Here is a 19,950-nt window from a genome sequence, read left to right as displayed (position 1 = left end):
ATTTTTTTATTGTACTACTCCTTCATTAGAATTACTTACTTTTATTCAATCGTTTTTTTCTCAGTTTTGTTATTTCTATTTCCCCTTCTTCAAGTTCATAAGTATAAGGAGTCCTAACTCTAGCTTTACACAATTTATAATAAAAAGTTAAATACTATTAATATCATTCCGCTATAATGGTTTTCAATCATAGTTTAATAGAGGAGTGATGTTATGATTAAGTTTTGCAAGTATGTATTGATGGGTTTGATAGCTTTGTTCCTTTCAGGGCAAAACGCAGTGATGACCTCTGCACTTTCTCACTCAGTAACCAACGGCAGCCAAGAAATTCAATCCGCCATGCAATTAGGTAGCAAGAAAAAAGAAGAGCAGGCCCGAACTATTAACCATGTAAGATTAATCGGCTCCTATAATCTCCCGCATGAAATGACCTACAAAGGGACGGTGGTTGGCGGTTTTTCCGGTATCACGTACAACCCTTACAACAATAAATGGCTAATTATTAGCGATGATAGGTCTGCCCATAATCCAGCAAGATTTTATGAAGCAAGAATGAACTACAATTCCAGAGATATTCAAAAAATTCGATTCGTTGATGTAAATTACTTAAAACAGTCAGATGAGACCGTTTATCCGAATAAAAATCAGTATCTTAACGGTGCAGATGGCATTGTTTTAGATCCAGAGTCCATTCGCTTTGATCCAATGGACTGCAGTATCTGGTATACGAGTGAAGGCGATCGTTCCCTTGGTTTGGATCCATTGGTTCATCAAGCCACACCAAATGGCGGCTTTCTTTCCGAATTGCCTTTAACAGGGACTATAAAAATGGATGAACAAAATGAAAGAGACTTTCGGAATAACTTAGCATTGGAGGGAAGCACATTCTCTGCGGATGGGAAAACTTACTGGACGGCAATGGAAGGGCCGCTCCTGCAAGATGATTCCATCCCAACAACTAGATCAGGATCATTATCACGTATCACCCAGTATGACAGAAATGGGAATACATTGGGTGAATATGCCTACCCGATTGATGCTATTCCTGAACAACCAGGCGAAGGCAAGCATGCAGACAATGGTGTGACTGAGATTTTAGCTATCAATGATCAGGAACTTTTAGTGCTAGAACGTGCCAGTATTCAAGCAGAAGATGGTAGCTTTAGCAACGATATAAGTGTTTATAAAATAAATGTAAACGGAGCAACGGACATCAGCAGCATGGAAACAATAGACAAAGAGAATATCAATCCATTGCAGAAGGAACTGGCCGTTAACTTAAATACCCTTGGCCTTGATAAAGTGGACAATGTAGAGGCAATGAGCTGGGGCAAAAAGCTTCCAAACGGAAATGAAACCTTAATTTTGGTTTCAGACAATAACTTCAATCGAAGCCAAATCACACAGATAATCGCTGTGGAAGTTATACCCGATAATAAATAAAGGAAAAAACATTATTAGGAAAAATACAACAAAGAAGAAGCTCTGTGTTTGTCAACAAAGCTTCTTCTAACTTTATATCGTTTTTAAATCCAGAAAGTTCGTTAAAACGTATTTTTTCTAGGGCATAGGCAACTGTGCGAAGCCAACAACTAACTTTAGTTTGATCATTCTCTTCCTATGATCATCCACAAAAATTCCGTTTACGGAAATGAATTAGATCAAAAAATGAATACAAAAAATAAAAAAGGAACTTGCGTACTGCTTGTCAATGTCTCAATGCATCATAAATCGAATAATCCACTTCACCTGAAATATTGGCCAAACCATTTTCACATAACTCCATAGCCATTAAATTCTCTTCAGAAGGTGGAAGATTTTTCTCGGATGCATATATTCCGAAATCAGTTGATGTTCTAAATCCAAAGCGATGATAGTAATGATTATCTCCTTCAACAATTATTCCCTTATATCCCAGTTTAGCAGCTAATTTAATACCTTCCTGCAACATATACTTACCAACTCCTTGACGTTGATGATTAATTGCTACTGAAACTGGAGATAGCATCAATATCTTATTTTTATACTTATTACTAATTGGAAGTTTTGATAGGATAAAGTGACCTATGATCACACCTTCTTTCTCAACCACTAAATCAAGCTGGGGAATATAATAGTGTTTTTCTCGGATCTCTCTTACTAACGCTTTTTCAGCTACTCCGTCCGAATAATTGGTATTTTGGAATATCTCATATACAAAGTCTTCAATAAAACTATATTCTTCTTCATGGACTAATCTTATTTTCATTATCAGACCTCCAATTTTTTAATTACAATCTCACTAAGAAATGCTCAATCTTCAATGTAAAAATCCTTCCTTCCTAATTGACCTATTCAGAAGGATGCACGATTCGATCAGCGTATTCGATTGCTATTAATGATTTAAATGACCATATCGTATTCCATTCTGTTAGCCGTGCTTTGAGCTATTTTGGAACCTAGTAATCGTTTTACTATATGAAAAGACATATTGATCCCTGCTGAAATTCCTCCAGATGTAATTAAATCTCCTTCATCTACGAATTTAACTCCTTGCTGTACTTCTACTTCCGGAAATTCTTTTTCTAGTCTATCAAGACTTGCCCAATGCGTTGTACATTTTTTTCCTTGTAGTAAACCTGCTTTTGCTAGCAGTAAGGCACCTGTACATACAGATGTCATTAATTGAACTTTTTGCATTTGATTTACAATCCACTTTATTACAATCTCATTATGTATTTCTCGTTCTCTTGCCCCTAGTCCGCCAGGAATGATGAGAATGTCAAATTGTGGTATATAATCAAAGCTGTAATCTGGTTGTATCTTTAAACCATTTCGAGCGTATACTAAGTTGCCTTTTTCGGATACCGTTTCAACAATAAAAGGCTTTACATCATGTTCTAATGTTGTTACAGAAAAAACTTCAAATGGACCTGCAAAATCTAAAACCTCTACATCATCAAATAAAAAAATTCCTACTCTCCACTGTCTTTTATTCATATGGGATTCCTCCTTTTAAAATTTTATATTTGTTTATTTAACAGTAAAATCAGCAATTTTTCAACTTAATCTTCCAAACAAATCTGGTCCGATCAAAAAATTCCTTCAACAATCTGACTCTTTCATGCAAAAAAGGGCATATCCCTCCTCCGGATATGCACCCTTTTCTTTAAAAAACACCCATGTAGCCACCCTTTCATTGATTATCTGCTACGCTTTAATGGAACATCTTTTTAGTGATTACGAAGAAACTATTTTGTCTCACTTAAATTGACAAATCAAATGACAAAAACTCAGGCAGTTGTTGTTCATGCTTGTCTAGCATAATTTGTTTCGGCTTGATCCCTTGATCATGCAATACTTCAATATTCTGCACGAGGAATTCGTCGCTGCCGACAACATAGAAGAGGCCGTCCTTGTCCGCAGCAAGATTTTTCACTTCATTATAGTAGTCTTTACGGTTATCAACGAAATGTGATGTGAACTGCTTGTCAGGTGCAGATTTAAATATGTCAGTGAATAAGAAATTACTTGATGAATCGATGTTCAATGAATGCATTTGATTAACGTTGTCAGCACGCTCGAAATAATTAAGTACTAATGGTCTGAAAGTTGCCAGGCCAACACCTGATGACAGCAGGTACACATTTTTATCTTCTCTTTTCAATGGTACATTCGAATGCGTTTTAAATAGGGCAACGTCACTGCCGACCTCAAGATTTCTTAAAATTATTTTAAACTCAGAGCACTGCTCTCTGATACGCGTTGTAATACCGATGGAATTTTCGTAGGGCAAAGTGGAGATGGACATGTGGCGAACCAGGCTCCGGTTTGGTTTCTCTCCGGCATTAAATCCTTCCATTGCAAAGTGGGTGTGTGAACCTTCTTCCCATGTAAAGTCTTCCGGGCAGTCTAGCATGTACGTTTTAACCTCAGGCGTTTCTTCAATAATCTTATTTATTTTAGTCCAGTATATTTGCATGATATATTCTCCTTACTTATTGAATTTGTATTGTTATTATCTAATATACTATAAATGATAATGATTCTCAATTAAATGGATGAATTATTTCGACTTAATTTTTTCTGTTAATACCAGTCTATTGGCGAATGAAAAACGAGTAGACTTCATTTAGTCTACTCGTTCTCACATTAATGTAAAGCTGGTGCAAGTCCTTATCCCTTTCTTGATCCCCTTAATGTTAATATCACATCATTTGTTATTGTTTTTTAGATTTCTGATTTCTCTTTCAAGGCTGTTAACTTTTTGTTGTGTCTCTTCCATCATCTCTGAAATCTTCCAGTCATTTGCGGATGAATCGGAACCATTGGTACTAATGCGTTGCAAATGGATATTTCGACTAATACGAATGAACGGTCGAATAAGAAGTTCAAGACTTCCTATAAGGAATAACCATGTTCCTGCCTCTTTAGTACCTTCCCAAAAAAAGAACGTACTTCCAATTATAAACCAAACGGCAATAAGAATGTCATTCAACGTGTAGTAGAATTCATAACGTTTTTTAATAATAATTTCATGGTCTCCAATATCAATATCAATTTCTGAATTGTAATTTTGCTTCTTTTTTTCTTGATTATTCATTTCCATACCATCCTTAACTCCAAAAGATTTATAACATGAAAACGGTAAAACTAACTTCCCTTTAAAAACAGGAACCTAATTTTAATTCCAATTACAGTTATACTGATTCTTAAGTCTTTTATAAACACTGTTTTTCAAACGGCATTCAAATACTTCTTAATCAATAAATATCTTCCCTAAACTTTTAACTCAAAACGTTATTGATTTTTTGTAGTACTTGTTTAGTCTACTCCTTTAAACATTCTTGACAGATAATGCTGCTTTCCTTCAATTAACCGTCAACTTAAACGATAGAGTGGTTCACAAGTGATACATTTAAATTCCTGAGTCGTAATGGACATTTCCACACCCTTAGGTTTAGGTGCAACAATGGAAAATGTATCTACAGGAAGCAGGTTTTGTGTCTTGTAGCTTAACTAAATCACTTTCGGTGTATCATACGCTTTTTTCTCCATCATTACCTCCCCTCCATCATATCTTTTATACATAGCATAACCCCTAACGTAACGTCAGGGGCAAGGAATTTAAATTAGTTATAGTTGTTGGATCCATCTGCGATTTCATACGTTCATATACTTAACAAAGCGCTATTCATAACCTGTTTGTTTTTATGTTAAGTGGCCTTTTGATTTAACAATCTATTTTACTACTTTATATAATTTCTCTTTTCCTCTATCGTCTTCTCGGTAAATCGATTTTTTATTTGGCTTTAGCACTAAAATTGAAAAGATAAAAGATAAAATTAACATAACAAGTGCCAAGGTGACAATCGTAATCCGCAAGGGAACAAAATCTGCTACAACTCCAATGGCAAGAACAAAAATTACCTGAATAGCACTTTGGACTAACTGATAAATACTTGTGACTCTTCCCATTACTTCAACAGGGACGTTGTTTTGATAGAAAGTCATCATTCCTGCATTTAAGAACACGTTAAAAAAGCCCAAGATTACGAAGCCGACAACAATTGATGAAAAAGACCACGAGAATGCATAGATGACATAACCAATAGTCATCATGATTAGACCAATTGAAATCATATACCTGAGTGAAAATGTATTCGAAAAAATCGACAGAAAAATGGCACCAACAACAGAACCAATCCCGGTTATGCTAATTAACAAGCTATAATCAAATTCAGAAAGTCCAATTACTTGTTGAGTAAAAACAACTTCTTGTGTATCCATGGCAAATGAAAAAATCATGATCATAATAAAACCAAAATAAATAAAAGATACATATTTATGGTTAAAAATAAACTTACCAACAACCCTAAAGTCATGAATTACTTGTGAAACTGTCAATGTCGGTATGGTTCCTTTATCAATGTTTTCAATTTCAGGGAGAAAAAATAACAAAATCGCAGAGATAACAAATAATGTTGCATTGAGCCATAATGTTGTTTCCACAGATGTTAATAATATAAGCGAACCACCGATCGCAGGTCCGATAATAAATGCTCCAGAACTCGCAAATGAACGAATTGAATTGAAGCGCTTTCTTTTTTCTTTCGAAACGAGCAGTGTAACATATGTCATTGATGATGGATAAAAAAAAGCATTTGCCACACTTAAAACAACGAGAATCCCGTAGATTATTACCATGTTTGAAGTAAATGGAATCATACCGATGAACACCGCTCTAACGATGTAAGTTATCACCATTACTTTCCGCTTGCTTCGATAATCGATAAAACTACCTGTCCAGAATTTTGTTATGATATTCGTTATTGGACCGATAATCCAAAGCCCTGCAACCGCCGCTGCTGAATTGGTAAGCTGAAAAACAATGATGTTTATCGCTACTAAGTATATAAAGTCGCCGATATTTGAAATTCCAATCGAAGACAACAATATGGAAGGATGTTTCCAATTCTTTACGTTTTCTATCATAAACGTGACTCCCTATATTATTCAATATGGCTCTAAAATAGAGCACGGATCCTTATGCAGGAAAAGTGACCGATCGCTTTATAAAGTATAGATTCCAACGAAAAGACTAAATCCAGCTGCAAGGAATGTTGTAAAAGCGATTGGTTTTCGTTTTTGAAATTCAGTCATCCCCATCACAAGAAGCATGACTCCCATTGACAATAAAACATAAGGTAATATTATTCCAGTTTTACCAGTTATCAAACCATAACTGGATAAAGCGATCCCGACTATCGCCAAAATTATTCGAACTAGTTTCACCAGTGCTTCCTCCCAAGAAATAAAATTAAGTCTCCTCTACAACATGGCCCTATAAGCAATAGAGGTGCTGCCCCTTATTTCAGATAGACCTTTCTATACTAAAAACTTATTCCGCCTTTTTGTTTAAGATTGTAATTAAAAAATGGTTCGATAATAGTTATGCGGTGACGCAATTTTATTTCAACCAATGTTCTGGTTTTTCTAAGAAGCTTGGTATTTTCGTATGGATATTTCCATTAGCTGAATTTATTTGAGATTGTGTCAGAAAAATAGCATCTGCTAGGTTCGCATGACTTAGGTCTGCATCTCTGAGGTCAGCACCAATAAAATCAGCTTTTCTTAGATCAGCATGACTTAAATCGGCTGCTATTAATAGTGTTCCTCGAAAACTAATCCCTCGTAAATCTTCCCCTTTTAGATTTGCTCCCAAGTAATCTAAACCTCTCTTTATTCTTTTCTTTTGACCTTTATTAATTAGATCTATACGATACGATTCACTTGTTTTCAGTAATAAAACATTAACTTTACTTCTATGTGCAGCAATGTCTAACGTTAAAATTTCTTCAGGCGCTCTCTTCGTTAATTTTAACGTTTCCTTATAAATGTTTTGCAGACTTGAATGAAATGACTGTGTTTCCCTTAAGCTTAGAGCTTGATTGAGATACCAAAGCATTTCATGTAGTTGTTGAACGATTGGAAATACCGCAAACATTTCTTTAGCACGCTCTGAGTTGTTTCTCCAATCACCACCATCATAGATATTCTGTGATACATGTTGTCCTGCTCCAAAGCATTCATAAGTAACACAACCACGAAACCCTTTTTCTCTCAATTGATCATGTATACTACAACGATTATTTAAACATAAATTTCGACATGGTTCTCCGCCGTCTTTATTGAATGGAAAATCTGCCGATTTGGTATAAGGTAAGGCTACACAACATAAACCAAAACAATTATTACAATCTGATTTTAAATAATCATACATTAGTTTGCACTTCCACATTCCCCTTAGATTTATTTCTAGTATAAATGAAAAACCTTTATTTAACACAGTTTAAATTACTTCATTCGATATGTAATGAAACGGCGGCTCTTTAACATTTACGAGACTCGTTTTCCCCTTGGTTAAATTGATTCATAACAGTTAAAGTCATTTCATTACATTGCTTGATAAAATCGTGAATAAGTTTTGTTTCTCTTTCGTTGTACTGAGATAAAATCTTAACAGTGGATTCAAAGATTGATTGGAACATAGGTGAAATTTTCTCCATTTCTTCGGGAACCACCTTAATTATAACACGTCTACGATCTTTAGGATCTTTATCTCTACCAACATATCCCGAAGCTTCCAATCTGTCGATTACACTGGTAATTGACCCAGTAGTTAAACCAGTCAATTGAGCAAGCTGCCCTGCAGTTACTGGTCCACTGCGATTTAGAAAATCTAGGCATTTGTGATCGGTGGCATTCAAACCTAATTTATCTGAGAGGAGTTCGTGAAACATAACAGCTCGTCCGCTGTTTAGACGTAATTCATGGATCAACTCTCTTTGTGTTGAAGTAAGTTCCGCGGAAGAAAAATGATTACTTGACATAATGTACCTCCCTACATATAATAAGATTATCTTGATTAATCGAGATAATTGATTCATCAAGATACTTTTCACTATATCACACCGCGTATGTACATTCAAATTTAATACAGAAAGAGGTTCACCAAATATGGCAAAGCAAAAAGATATCATGGATATCGAGACCTTATTTTTAAATCTTGGTGAGGCGTGGAACAAAGGGGATGGTACACTATATGGAGATTGTTTTACTGAAGACGCAGATTACGTTACGTTCATGGGTCAGCACTTAAAAGGGAGAAAACAAATTTCCGATGTTCATCAATGGCTTTTTGATGGTCCACTTAAAGGGTCTAAGATGGAACTAGGCTCTACTATGGAGTTACAACCTCGATTTGTGACCTCCGATGTAGCCATTGTTCATGGCGAGGGAGAAGTGAAACTTGCTGACCCTAATCACGATTCAGACGAGAGAGAGTCAATTAACACAAATGTTGTCGTAAAAAATAGAGGAGAATGGAAGATAACAGCATTCCACAATTGTCGAATTCAAGAGCCTTCGAACAACAATTAAAACCTTTTTTATGTCACCACTAGACTCCCAATTTCTTCATTTTTATACTTAGTAATTGGGGTTTTTATTTTTTATATCCAAGGAAAATAAGAACTTCAGCTTTGTTCATACAGTTTACTTAGCTTTACAAGGCCTTTCCTCTCTATTTACATCCAGAATCTTTCCTTTTATTCCGGTAACAGGCCCAGTTGATTTAAAAAATAGCTTCATTCTTATTCCTGCTTCCCCTCTTTTCAGATGCACTTATTCCTCTTTGCGTTTCTTCCATTTATAAGGAACTTTTGACCAATTATAAAATAGAAGAATTAAAAACATCGTAAAACCTATCCCTATATTATCAAACCAATTAACCTTTTTATTTTCAAATAACTGCCAAAGAGTTAATATGGCAAAATATATTAAACTAAATCTCAAGCTTTTCTTAAACATAATGTCTTTCCCCCTAAAAGCTTTGAATTTCATCATCCTAAGAGAAGAAAAATTAGAATCAAAGTAATGATTCCTAACCCATATAATACGAGTTTTTGTCCCTGTTTACTTTTGTGATAAAGATACACAAATAAAAAATAAATCACGGTTGCTGCTAAGTAAAAAATTAATCCTGAAATGATTTTATCTTTACTATATTCGTGGTTATAAGCCATAAAATAAATGATTACTGACACTATTGTTACTAAACCAATTACATTTAAAAGTTTATGTGTACTCATTTTTCCCCCTCCCTTTTCTTCGTCACTTTTTGTCATTAATGATACAAAGGCACATTTATGCATTTGAGAAACAAGCCCATTTAATTTAGACAGTCTAAGCATGGATTAGCAAGCAGTTACTTTAATTAGTTCCTTTTATACTAAAATATGAGATAGATGAATGGATATAAAATAGAATAATAAAAAATAATAAAAGCCCAAGTACAGCACCTATAGCAATAGATAGAAGAATTGTTTTCCATGTATAACCTTGCAAATCTGCCTCTGAGTTAGCTCTATCAACTTTTCTGAAATGTAGAAGGAGATAATGTTTACTAGAATAATAACAGTAAAGGTGATTATGAACATAAAAGTAACATCTACTTCAAATAGAACCTCTTCCGAATTCCTGTAAAAGTAGTATTGCAAAAACATAAAACTGCTGAGGATAAAATTCCATATATAGATCATTTTCCGTTGTTTAAGCCATTCTTTTCCCATCTTTTGTTTCTCATAAATTGTTATCTGTTCAAAAACAGGAATGAATTTGTTTGTAGACTCCCCCTTTAACAAGTCCATAATTGATTGAATCAGTAGGAAAACACCAACAAATACAAAAAGTGATACATCCATAATACAGGTAATAACAAAAAGAAGCATTAGAAAAATGATTAATAAACCATTTGTAATAGCCATTTGTTGGGTCCTCATTCTTCTTAAATCATTCGGATCCATTTACTCCCCCTCGTTGTTTTCAACATGTTTGCTGTAACTAATAGATTTATTTTTTTGAATGATATAAATCGATCCGTTCTTTAACCTTTCTGTTTTTGATCGGATTCCACCACTCAATAATCATATATATATCATTGACGTCGTCAAGTGAAATAAGTTCCCCATTTTCCTTTAGGTATGTACCACCTTCAATGGTTCCCGTGGTTTTTTCTGCTATGTCAATCCCTAACCCTGATACCGAACCAGAATGAACCGTTTTATCTTCGTCATTAATGATAGCATGTGTTTCGAATTGAAAAGAATCTGTATTGTATTCTTTGTTATTTTTCATTTTTAGTGTTCCATGGCCTGCTTTAAACTCCTTTTGTGTTATCTCAATTTCATAACTATTTAAGTTCCAGCTTTCACTTTCACCCATTAGTAACAAGTAATCATTGTTAGCATCTTCTTGATTTTTACAGGCAGATAGTATTAAACCGAAACACAACCACGTTACTAAGCTTACAAATATATAATGTTTCACTTTCAAAAACCCTCGCTTACTGTATAAAGAAAATTGGGATATTTAGCAGCTCTTCAGCAGACTTTTGAAATATTCTTCATACTAGACTTTTAGTTATATTTGTTTCATTTTGATTATCACTACGAAATAAATCCCCCTCTATTATATGAGAACATATTAATATAAAAGAGCACAATTCATATTCTGGAATTGCGCCCTTATATAGAATGAAACTTCCTATAACGATTTTTCTATACTATTTATCAAAATCTATCAAATGCTTCTCGATATAATTTCCTTAACTCAGCTGAATTATCTTTCCATTCAACTGGTTGTCTGTTAACTATTTGTTGAAGTGCATCCAGACATCTATGCCATCCTGCAGCAATATACATTGCCATTTCCTTATCATCGAAAATGTGGGTGAAGACCATTTGGCATCCTTCATCCTCTTCCAGTAATGAGATTCGTATAAGATCATCAACTTCACGGAACTCAAAAGTATGGGGGTTCTTTAATTCTGTTATGATACCTTCATATGTCGTCCCTTCACCATCATCAAAGGCAATCTTACCTCCTAATCTAAGGTTCATCTCCCCTGTTGCAAAAGGGTACCATTGGGAGAAGTAACTGGGATTCGTAATGACACGGAAAACTTCTTTCGGTTGATAAAAGAAAAAACGTTTAAATCTTATAGCATAACGGCCATTTGACCCATGTAGTGTTCCAAGTTGATTCATCATATTATCCTCCCTGACCTTCAATCTGACGTCTGGCTATTCTCTACTACTTCAAATAATTTAACGTTTGTTTAGGCAGAAATAACATCAACATAGTTATTTATAGTACCAAACATTTATATAATAATAAATCATTCTTGTGTTCTTCAACAATCTTACAATTCTAAACAGGTGCAGATCATTTGGAAGACATTTCTGAAGGAAAGCCCCTAAGATAATACTTACTTATCATTAAATGATTCTGTGAACTCGTTTACTTCAACGCTCATCTCTTTATAGTGAGTCCAGTGAAGATAATGATGCCCTTCTATAGTGACTATTTTACTCAAAGGACATTTTGTTAACTGGGATTGATAAAAGGTTACATTTGATTTGCCTTCATCATTTACGTTATCTTTTTTAGTAGTAAAAAATAAAACTGGCATATCTATCGGGAATGACAAATTATCTGTTTTATCAATATTATTATTTAGTTCATTTGCTTCATCAACAACGTTCTTGTTATAAGCCTTCCAAGCAGATATTACTTTCGTTTTCTGTAGGTTTTCTTCGGTGTATGTTCCGGTCTCCGCTAAAGGAAGATAAGCATCTGCTTCGATATATAATAATAACCTTGCCACTCCTGTCGGTGCAACATATCTCATAATACTAGGCATTGCAGGTAGATCTTCATTAAAATACGCTGTTGCTTTCGGCAAAGTAGCATCGATTCCAATTACTGCTTCGATCTCGTCCGGATATTTATTTGAATAATACACACTATAAATCCCTGAAATAGAGTGAGGCATTAATATATATGGACCTTCTATATTCGCTTTTTGCAAAGCGAACCTAATCTCTTCCACTATATTTTCTACAGTTCGTTCTTTGTTCGTTATATCACTCCACCCATATCCAAATGGTTCTACGATTACAACCCTATGCTGTTTAGATATTTCATCTACCAATGGCTCGAAATCTAATGCAGGAGCAGTTGTCCCCAGACCGGGCAGCAACACAATTGTGTTTTCCCCTTCCCCCTTCGTATAGACATGCATTCGATCTCCGTCCACTCGGACTAATTGACCAATGGGAGGATAATAATTTTTTTCATATATGTTCATTGCCTGATGGGAAATGAACCATAATAGACTGATTAAAATGATGAATAGCAAAAAAAATCCAATCATTTTCAAGAGACTCATTTTATTTTTCTTCTTCATATGATTACCTTCTCTATATATTCTTTTTAAGTTGAATATATCCTAAATAAAAAGCTTGAACAATAAACTTAAGTTGTAGTAATCACTCCGTCTCAAGATGGATACGCTAAAATAGATGAAATGGCCTAATTGCTACCCCCACTAGTAAAAGAATTAATAAAATTACTTATCACTACGCTTCCAACCTTTTTGCAACTTCCGTATATAAACAATTTGACCAATATGATAGGCATTATGAGTAATCGCATTTCCAAGTAACTCATACCATTTAGCGGATACAGGGAATCCCTTTACATCCCTCTCGAGTTGTTTTTCTGTAAGCAGACCTTGCCATTGTAACAGTACCTCTAATAATTCCCCACTTAATTCATGAAACATTTTGTGATCTGGAACAATAAAGCTTTTACTGTTATCTTCCATAGACGGAACAGCTTTAAAATCTGATTTTTGGTATCTTATTTGCCATGTTTCATTCCAGTAGATTAAATGCTGTACAATTTCAGCGATACTATGACTATCTTCAGTAGGCCTCCAAAATGCTTCTTCCTCTGATAAATTTTGAACTGATCCTGTAAATGGAAGGTACCAGCTTGGGTCATTGGCATTTGCTAAAAACTGATCCAATAGAACATCTTGAACCTGCAATATATTTTCATCTCCTCCATAATAAAGGTACACAGAACTTATTAGTAAATTTTATTACTAATTTCTATTTATATCATTAAGATCCCTCTATTTATGTCCTTATCTGGTTTATCTGGTGTCATTATAACTCACCGATATTTATCACAATAATGGTAACTTTAATGGTTTAGCTTCTCAATAGGAATTTCACTATCATGGTATCTATCTATTTTTAATCCATTCTCTGTATCTATAACAGTCATCTGCCCCTCAATCTTCACCTTATCTTGTTCGTTTCCTTCTTGATCCTTAAATATCAACGTGAAGGAATGATCAAAATCAAGTGAATTACTTTCTTCTGGATCACCGCCAGTTTTTTCGAATTCAATATTTTGAACGGAAATGGTATTATTTTGATTGCTTGCCGCCTCTAATGGCATTAAAAAAAATCGTTTGTTTGCTAGTTCTTCAAATTCCTTTTCTGTAAAATAAGATGAAAATTCGTTTTGAGCATGAATAAGTGATTCAGCAGTCATACCATTATAATCAAAACTAGAGTTGTCAACACTATATAATTCTTCAATAAAACGCTGACCAAGCCCCACTGCAGTATTTGTAGAATCTGAAGCATCCTCGTCTGTGTTTCCACAAGCACTAACTAAAAATAGAAGAGCACCAGAATAACAAAGTAAAACAAACAACTTTCGCATACATACACCCCTTCAAGGACATTGAATAGAACTACTGTTTTCTTTCCCCATTTTAAAAATTGGCTTATCAAGTTTGATAAACCAATTTTTAACTAAGATGCTATTTTGATAATGCGATTTTTATATGGGCCAAGTGATGCTCTTCATGCCAAGCTAATTTTGCAACCTTTGTTGCAACTGTTATTTTACCATTCATCTGATGAACAAAAGCTCGATCTAACTGCTCTTTAGTTAAACGATGACCCAAAGATACGATGCGCTCATTGATACCTTCCAACATTTTTATAGAACATTCTACGGGAAGCTTTGTATCCGGTTGAATAGCCCATTTTTCTTCATCAAAGGCTGGTACTGTTGGACTCTCATCTGTTAAAGCCAGCTTCAAACGCTGGTACATGTTCAACTGAGAATCAGCAATATGATGAACAAGTTGTCGAACTGTCCAGCTACCATCACGATACGTTTTGCTTAATTCCTCATCACTTAATGCGTTGACAGTATCCCCTAATCGAATCGTGTATGTTTCGATTTGCTTTAACCATTCTTTAATGTTTTCAAATGTTACCTTTTCAGGAACCTGTAATTTACCAATTGGGTATCTCACATCCATTTTCAATTCTCTTTCCCCCCTATTCCAAATCTTACTTTTAATATAACTAACTGGCTTCGTTCTTGTAAACCGTAAGTATGAACAACTGTAAATTTTTCAATGCCACATCCATTTCCTCAACAATATGGCTCAAGATTCAAATATCATGATGTTATTTTTAACCTAAAAAACCCCATTAGACTACGTACACCTAATGGGGAAGTTTCAGAATTTGTACGCGCATTTTATAGTTGAATGCATACATAGCTTATGATTACTTATCCGAAGTTCAGTATCAAATTCGATCGCTGGAGGTTACTGGATAAATAATCGTATTCAGCAATCCACCAGTAATTATGATCATTGCAGAAAAATAAAACCAAAGCATTAAAATAACAATGCTCCCTAACTGCCCATAAAAAGCCGAATAATTATTATGACTGACAACAGTAGAAAATATAATAGAGACAACTTGCCAGCCGATCGTTGAAAATATTGCTCCTGGCAACACTTGCCTTACTCTTAATATAAGGTTTGGGGCAAAATAGTATAAACCAATGAAGAAAATGAGAATAAATACACTCCCTACTCCCCATTGAATGACAAACCAATATCCTTGAAATCGTTCCATAAAATGAACATCCTGCAAATATTGACGCATGATACGTTCAACAACAGGAATGACAACCGTGAATAAAATAGCAAACATTAATCCGATTGTTAATAAAAGACCTTCTACAATTTGCTTAAGGAAAGGTTCTTTTTCTTCAATAGCATAGATATCATTGAAGATTCGTTTCATACATTGTACGCCCATGGAAGACAGCCAAACACTAATTAAGAGACTAAGTGAAGCCATTTGCTGATTTGCTAATATATTTGATACCGTCCCCTCAATAAGACTATATGTCCCTTGTGGTGCAAATGGCCGAATCAATTCAATAATATAATCTTCACTTAATGGAAGATATGGAAGTAAAGAATAGATTACGATTAGAAATGGAAAAATAGACAACAGAAGATAATAGGCCATTTGTGCAGACAGATCATATACCTTAAAAGAAAAATAACGGCTCAACAGTTCACGTAGCACCCTAATAATAGCCATGATGATTACCCCTTAAATAACTTGTGCGATTCAGTAGAAGGGCGTTTTTCACGTCTTACCTTCCTCCTACTTTATACTATTATTGATACCCTTCCTTTAGACATATTATTTATAATGATAATAGAGGTATCCCAAAGCTAGTTGGAAAGCCATATTACAATATCTATCCTAGATTAAAGTATTGATTTTCTCGTTAAGCATCATATTGCTGTTTGTTTAAAATCATCAATTACAATTGTTGAGCGTCTTCTGGTCCCCAATATGCTTTCATATCAATTATTTTTCCTGCATCATTAAAAGTCATGACATCAATACAATGAATAATGGTCTTTATTCCCTCCTTTTCTACATGAATGCTAAAAGCCATCGCTGCAGAATTACCATGTGAACCCCGAATCGGAGCTTCTAATTTTAATTGCTCAACGGAAGCTACTGACTGGCGAAAAAAATCTGCGAGGCTACCTTTTCCGATTAGTTTCTCACTTCCTACGGGGTCTTCTACCTGAGCATCCGCTGCGAAAAGGGAGATTACCTTCTCAGGATCATTTTTATTGAAACCATCTAAGTAACGTTGCATATTTGCTTTCATCTCTGCTTCTGTAAGCATGTATCTCACTTCTTTCTGTTTTTATTTTCATTCTATTACCTATTTATACGTCAAGCAACACTTACAGCATGCGTCCATTCCTTAGTCAGGTTTAAGGCAATAGATTTCTATTTAGAAGAAGTTGCTTACATCGTACATCGTATATAAAAATTTTCTTGCTTTATTATACCCCTTCCATTCTTCTTCAACTATTTATTGGCAATAAATAGAGTAATACACAAAAGAAATGAGCTGTTGTTCCAGCAATAACGAATAGATGCCAAACTGCATGGTGATAACTAAATCCTCTCCAAACATAAAAGACAGCCCCAAACGTATAACAGAGACCTCCAGCAACTAGCAGTTTTACCCCACCCGGATGTAAATTCTCAATGATCTGATTCCAACCCAATGTCACCATCCACCCCATAGCAATGTAAAGCATGGTTGAAGTAAACAAATACTTTTTTACAAAGTATGCTTTAAATACGGTTCCAGCAATTGCAAGTCCCCAAACAATGCCAAACATTGTCCAACCTAAAGTTCCTTGAATGACTAGAAAAGTAAATGGTGTATACGTACCCGCAATAAACAAATATATGGATGAATGATCAAAGATTTCAAACAGATCTTTCGCTTTTCCTGGTGGGAAGGCATGGACGAGGGTCGATGAGAAATAAAGAATCACCATCGTCGTACCAAATATTGTAAAGCTAACAACATGCCATGCCGTACCATATAAGGATGAATATACAATAAGCACAATTAAAGCTGCTATACTTAATAATGCGCCTATGCCATGTGTTATCGCATTTGCTATTTCCTCACCTTTCGTAAATATATGTGTTTGTGCCAATGATTCATCATTCCTTACTTCGTTAGATATTGACCATTAAATTTTATTATCGTAGTATACCAATCATACACCTGTTCTTAAATAATTTCCCTTACGAACTTGAAAATATTCTACAAACCAATTATCTGATATCATAGTATACATCAATGAATTTACTATGTAAGGCGGGCATATCATGACAAGAGACCATGCGATGATTATATTACGATTTACAATCGTGCTTCTTTCTATACTTTCACTTTCTTGGGTTGCTACGTGGATATTTAAAGTATCCTACCCTTTTTGGATAGCTGCTCTTCTCGTTTGGATGTTCTATCCGCTGGTTCGGTTGATCCGTTCTAAAGTACGCGTTCCTAATGGATTGGCCGTATTTGTTGTTTTACTAATCAGTTTAGCAGTTTTGTTTGGTGCAATTACCGGAATTGTTTTCTTAATCATCTTTGGAGTAAGAAGAATTTCTGAAGTGCTTCCACAATGGATTCAAACAACATCTACACAGGCACAGCATTTCTTTAATGATTCTATTTTTCCATTATGGCAAAAAATTGGAAATGCGATGGATGTGTTTACACCAAAACAACAAGCCCAACTTCAGGACAGCATTGCATCATTAGGGAACCGTTTAGCAGCTTCGTTAACCCAAATAGGCAGCAGCATAGTTGATGGATTAACACAATTGTTTATAATTGTCCCTTCCTTTTTGCTTGCTATTTTATTTATATTTATTGCATTTTATTTTATCGGAAAGGATTGGGAACGTATTTTCTATCGCGCTCATCAAAGCATTCCTACATCGATAATGGAAAAAGCAACTTCATTCTGGGATATTCTTAAACATCGTGTATTTGGATTTATTCGAGCACAAATAATTTTAATGTTTATCGCTTCTTTTATTGTTTTCATTGGGCTGTTAATAATAAAAGCTGAACACGCTTTGACAATCGCAATTATCGTTGGCATTGCAGAAATCATTCCCTATTTAGGTTCTGGTACAATCTTGATTCCTTGGGCGGTGTATATGTTGTTTACCGGAGATATAGGAATGGGCATTGGATTAGGTTTACTATACGGAATCACCGCAGCAGTTCGACAAATTATTGAACCCAAAATATTATCGACGAGCTTGAATCTCCATGCCCTGGCTATTCTAATTTCACTATTTGTAGGGCTGCAAATATTTGGTGGTGTAGGTATATTCCTAGGTCCACTGATCTTGATTATCGGTGTTATTTTTAAAGATATCGGGGTACTTAACGACCTTGGAAACTTTATAAAAAATGGTTTTAAAGAAGAATAAAACGGGGGAAGCAAGTAAGATTATAAGCTATTTTATAATAAAACGAGACCTGCTCTTCAGCGGTCTCGTTTTATTAGTACACCTTTCCTTGAATGAATATGAAGTAAAGTCAATCAGGTAGCAGTTATTAACGCATGTTAAGCTATTCCATGTTAAAAGTGGCATATCGATTTATACACGAATTTCATATATACCTCCAGCAACTTTTTTTCCCTTTTGTTAACGCTGTAGGAATTGGATAACACAGATTAAATACCCGAATTTTCCGCTTGTAATTGCTGATGAGCAATCACTTCATCATTTACAAGTAGCTTGAAACCTCGCTCATAATCAGCCTCGTCCACTTGTGACAATTGTTCACTTCCAAATTACGTAATCAAGCACAGATACATCGATTGGTAAGGTTCTACTTTTCTTTTATAACGAATATAACCTTCTGCTCTAACTTTTCAATATTGGTTGACTTATATTTAGAAAATGAATAAATATTTTTAGAGAGAAACATTTCAAATCATATGTATGTTATATTTAAAAACTACTACTGCTATTTCATAACAAAGGAAGTGTTTGGATTGTCAAAAAATATAGAATTAGTTGCCGAGAAGATACTACAAGCATATGAATCTAGGATTCCAATCGATTTTATTAGAAACAATCATACCTTGGATGAAAATTTAGCTTATGATGTTCAAGATCAATTGATCCTAAAAAAATGTAAACTTTATAATGAGCAAATTGCAGGTTATAAAATAAGTATGACTAGTCCAGAAACACAAGCTTTGGCAGATACGCACGAACCAGCTTATGGTACATTAACAAGCACTAATCTTCTCCATCATGCATCAAAGCTTTCACTTGCGGAAATGAATGAGCCGCTTGTGGAACCTGAATTAATGTTTGTACTTACGAATGACTTATCACTTGGTGCTCAAGAAGATGAAATTATAGCAAATAGCACCATTGCTGCTGGCCTGGAAATTCCTGATTCTCGATATAAAAATTGGTTTCCAAACTTTAATCTTACTGATCTGCTTTGCGATAATGGTGTTACAGGTCATGTTGTTCTATCATCCCCTATTGATACGCCTAACTTTGACAGGTTAGGAACCATACATATGGATCTATACCATAATGGGAAAAAAATAAATGAAGGTCTTTCTGCGACAGTGCTTAGCAATCCAGCTTCCTCTGTTGCCTGGTTAACAAGCAAACTTGCTCAACGTAATGTTTACTTAAAAAAAGGAATGGTAATTTCCTCTGGGACGTTTATTTCACCCGTACCTGTAGAAATAGGAACTTATAATGCCATTTTCACCAATATAGGTGAGGTGAGAATCACATTTGAACCTTAATACGAACATAACGTTTTGTACTTGAGAATTAGCTTTCT

General features: G+C 34.8%; 24 protein-coding genes. 4 read left to right on the top strand and 20 right to left on the bottom strand.

Annotated features, from left to right (window positions below):
• The first annotated feature begins 213 nt into the window (after positions 1-213).
• Entirely contained in the window at positions 214-1,443 is a 1,230-nt protein-coding gene (locus tag M948_RS40805) for an esterase-like activity of phytase family protein (RefSeq protein ID WP_021292401.1), read from the top strand.
• A 265-nt stretch (positions 1,444-1,708) separates the two neighbouring features.
• Here M948_RS40805 and M948_RS40800 read toward each other — a convergent pair whose 3' ends face one another.
• From M948_RS40800 to M948_RS40770, 8 genes are all read right to left on the bottom strand, one after another.
• Positions 1,709-2,248, bottom strand: coding sequence for a GNAT family N-acetyltransferase (locus M948_RS40800; protein WP_021292400.1), 540 nt, complete (start codon positions 2,246-2,248; stop codon positions 1,709-1,711).
• 134 nt (positions 2,249-2,382) lie between these two features.
• Entirely contained in the window at positions 2,383-2,979 is a 597-nt protein-coding gene (locus M948_RS40795) for a DJ-1/PfpI family protein (RefSeq protein ID WP_021292399.1), read from the bottom strand.
• 265 nt (positions 2,980-3,244) lie between these two features.
• Entirely contained in the window at positions 3,245-3,961 is a 717-nt protein-coding gene (locus M948_RS40790; RefSeq protein WP_021292398.1) for a hypothetical protein, read from the bottom strand.
• A 231-nt stretch (positions 3,962-4,192) separates the two neighbouring features.
• Entirely contained in the window at positions 4,193-4,582 is a 390-nt protein-coding gene (locus tag M948_RS0122310; protein ID WP_021292397.1) for a YrhK family protein, read from the bottom strand.
• Positions 4,583-5,220: 638 nt separating this feature from the next.
• Positions 5,221-6,474, bottom strand: a complete 1,254-nt coding sequence (locus tag M948_RS40785) for an MFS transporter (RefSeq protein WP_021292396.1) — start codon at positions 6,472-6,474, stop codon at positions 5,221-5,223.
• A 78-nt stretch (positions 6,475-6,552) separates the two neighbouring features.
• Positions 6,553-6,774 (bottom strand): DUF3953 domain-containing protein, encoded by a 222-nt coding sequence (locus M948_RS40780; protein WP_021292395.1) that lies wholly within the window; start codon positions 6,772-6,774, stop codon positions 6,553-6,555.
• A gap of 175 nt (positions 6,775-6,949) precedes the next feature.
• Positions 6,950-7,762, bottom strand: coding sequence for a pentapeptide repeat-containing protein (locus M948_RS40775; protein ID WP_021292394.1), 813 nt, complete (start codon positions 7,760-7,762; stop codon positions 6,950-6,952).
• Positions 7,763-7,871: 109 nt separating this feature from the next.
• Positions 7,872-8,372, bottom strand: a complete 501-nt coding sequence (locus tag M948_RS40770) for a MarR family winged helix-turn-helix transcriptional regulator (RefSeq protein ID WP_021292393.1) — start codon at positions 8,370-8,372, stop codon at positions 7,872-7,874.
• A 127-nt stretch (positions 8,373-8,499) separates the two neighbouring features.
• Between M948_RS40770 and M948_RS40765 the strand changes: the two genes are divergently transcribed.
• Entirely contained in the window at positions 8,500-8,922 is a 423-nt protein-coding gene (locus tag M948_RS40765; protein WP_021292392.1) for an SgcJ/EcaC family oxidoreductase, read from the top strand.
• 243 nt (positions 8,923-9,165) lie between these two features.
• On the opposite strand, the gene M948_RS40760 is transcribed toward M948_RS40765, so the two are convergent.
• The 12 genes from M948_RS40760 to M948_RS40710 form a co-directional block, all read right to left on the bottom strand.
• Entirely contained in the window at positions 9,166-9,351 is a 186-nt protein-coding gene (locus tag M948_RS40760; RefSeq protein ID WP_021292390.1) for a hypothetical protein, read from the bottom strand.
• A 32-nt stretch (positions 9,352-9,383) separates the two neighbouring features.
• A complete protein-coding gene (locus M948_RS40755; protein WP_021292389.1) occupies positions 9,384-9,632 on the bottom strand; it encodes a hypothetical protein in 249 nt (82 codons plus the stop codon).
• 210 nt (positions 9,633-9,842) lie between these two features.
• The gene (locus M948_RS0122305; protein ID WP_031335801.1) at positions 9,843-10,346 is read right to left on the bottom strand and encodes a hypothetical protein; all 504 of its coding nucleotides are present in this window, start codon (positions 10,344-10,346) and stop codon (positions 9,843-9,845) included.
• Positions 10,347-10,392: 46 nt separating this feature from the next.
• A complete protein-coding gene (locus M948_RS40750; RefSeq protein WP_021292388.1) occupies positions 10,393-10,869 on the bottom strand; it encodes a hypothetical protein in 477 nt (158 codons plus the stop codon).
• A 242-nt stretch (positions 10,870-11,111) separates the two neighbouring features.
• The gene (locus M948_RS40745) at positions 11,112-11,588 is read right to left on the bottom strand and encodes an SRPBCC family protein (protein ID WP_021292387.1); all 477 of its coding nucleotides are present in this window, start codon (positions 11,586-11,588) and stop codon (positions 11,112-11,114) included.
• Positions 11,589-11,809: 221 nt separating this feature from the next.
• Positions 11,810-12,790 carry an alpha/beta fold hydrolase gene (locus M948_RS40740; RefSeq protein ID WP_021292386.1) on the bottom strand — a complete coding sequence of 327 codons (981 nt, stop codon included), beginning with the start codon at positions 12,788-12,790 and terminating at the stop codon, positions 11,810-11,812.
• Between the two features lie 162 nt (positions 12,791-12,952).
• The gene (locus M948_RS40735) at positions 12,953-13,438 is read right to left on the bottom strand and encodes a DinB family protein (protein ID WP_031335795.1); all 486 of its coding nucleotides are present in this window, start codon (positions 13,436-13,438) and stop codon (positions 12,953-12,955) included.
• 155 nt (positions 13,439-13,593) lie between these two features.
• On the bottom strand, positions 13,594-14,124 hold the full coding sequence (locus M948_RS40730; protein ID WP_021292384.1) for a hypothetical protein: 531 nt from the start codon (positions 14,122-14,124) through the stop codon (positions 13,594-13,596).
• Positions 14,125-14,224: 100 nt separating this feature from the next.
• A complete protein-coding gene (locus M948_RS40725) occupies positions 14,225-14,734 on the bottom strand; it encodes a YfiT family bacillithiol transferase (protein ID WP_031335794.1) in 510 nt (169 codons plus the stop codon).
• 274 nt (positions 14,735-15,008) lie between these two features.
• Positions 15,009-15,821, bottom strand: coding sequence for a YihY/virulence factor BrkB family protein (locus tag M948_RS40720; RefSeq protein ID WP_021292382.1), 813 nt, complete (start codon positions 15,819-15,821; stop codon positions 15,009-15,011).
• A gap of 229 nt (positions 15,822-16,050) precedes the next feature.
• Positions 16,051-16,428 carry a steroid Delta-isomerase gene (locus M948_RS40715; RefSeq protein WP_021292381.1) on the bottom strand — a complete coding sequence of 126 codons (378 nt, stop codon included), beginning with the start codon at positions 16,426-16,428 and terminating at the stop codon, positions 16,051-16,053.
• A 184-nt stretch (positions 16,429-16,612) separates the two neighbouring features.
• On the bottom strand, positions 16,613-17,263 hold the full coding sequence (locus M948_RS40710) for a PAQR family membrane homeostasis protein TrhA (RefSeq protein WP_021292380.1): 651 nt from the start codon (positions 17,261-17,263) through the stop codon (positions 16,613-16,615).
• 175 nt (positions 17,264-17,438) lie between these two features.
• Here M948_RS40710 and ytvI point away from each other — a divergent pair, with 175 nt between their 5' ends.
• Complete coding sequence (gene ytvI / locus M948_RS40705) at positions 17,439-18,560, top strand: sporulation integral membrane protein YtvI (protein ID WP_021292379.1); 1,122 nt, start codon at positions 17,439-17,441, stop codon at positions 18,558-18,560.
• A gap of 572 nt (positions 18,561-19,132) precedes the next feature.
• The gene (locus M948_RS40700) at positions 19,133-19,912 is read left to right on the top strand and encodes a 2-keto-4-pentenoate hydratase (protein ID WP_021292377.1); all 780 of its coding nucleotides are present in this window, start codon (positions 19,133-19,135) and stop codon (positions 19,910-19,912) included.
• The last annotated feature ends 38 nt before the right edge of the window (positions 19,913-19,950 follow it).

Source organism: Virgibacillus sp. CM-4 (assembly GCF_000445495.1).
Lineage (GTDB): Bacteria > Bacillota > Bacilli > Bacillales > Amphibacillaceae > Virgibacillus > Virgibacillus salexigens.
This window is presented reverse-complemented; position numbering and strand designations above follow the sequence as displayed.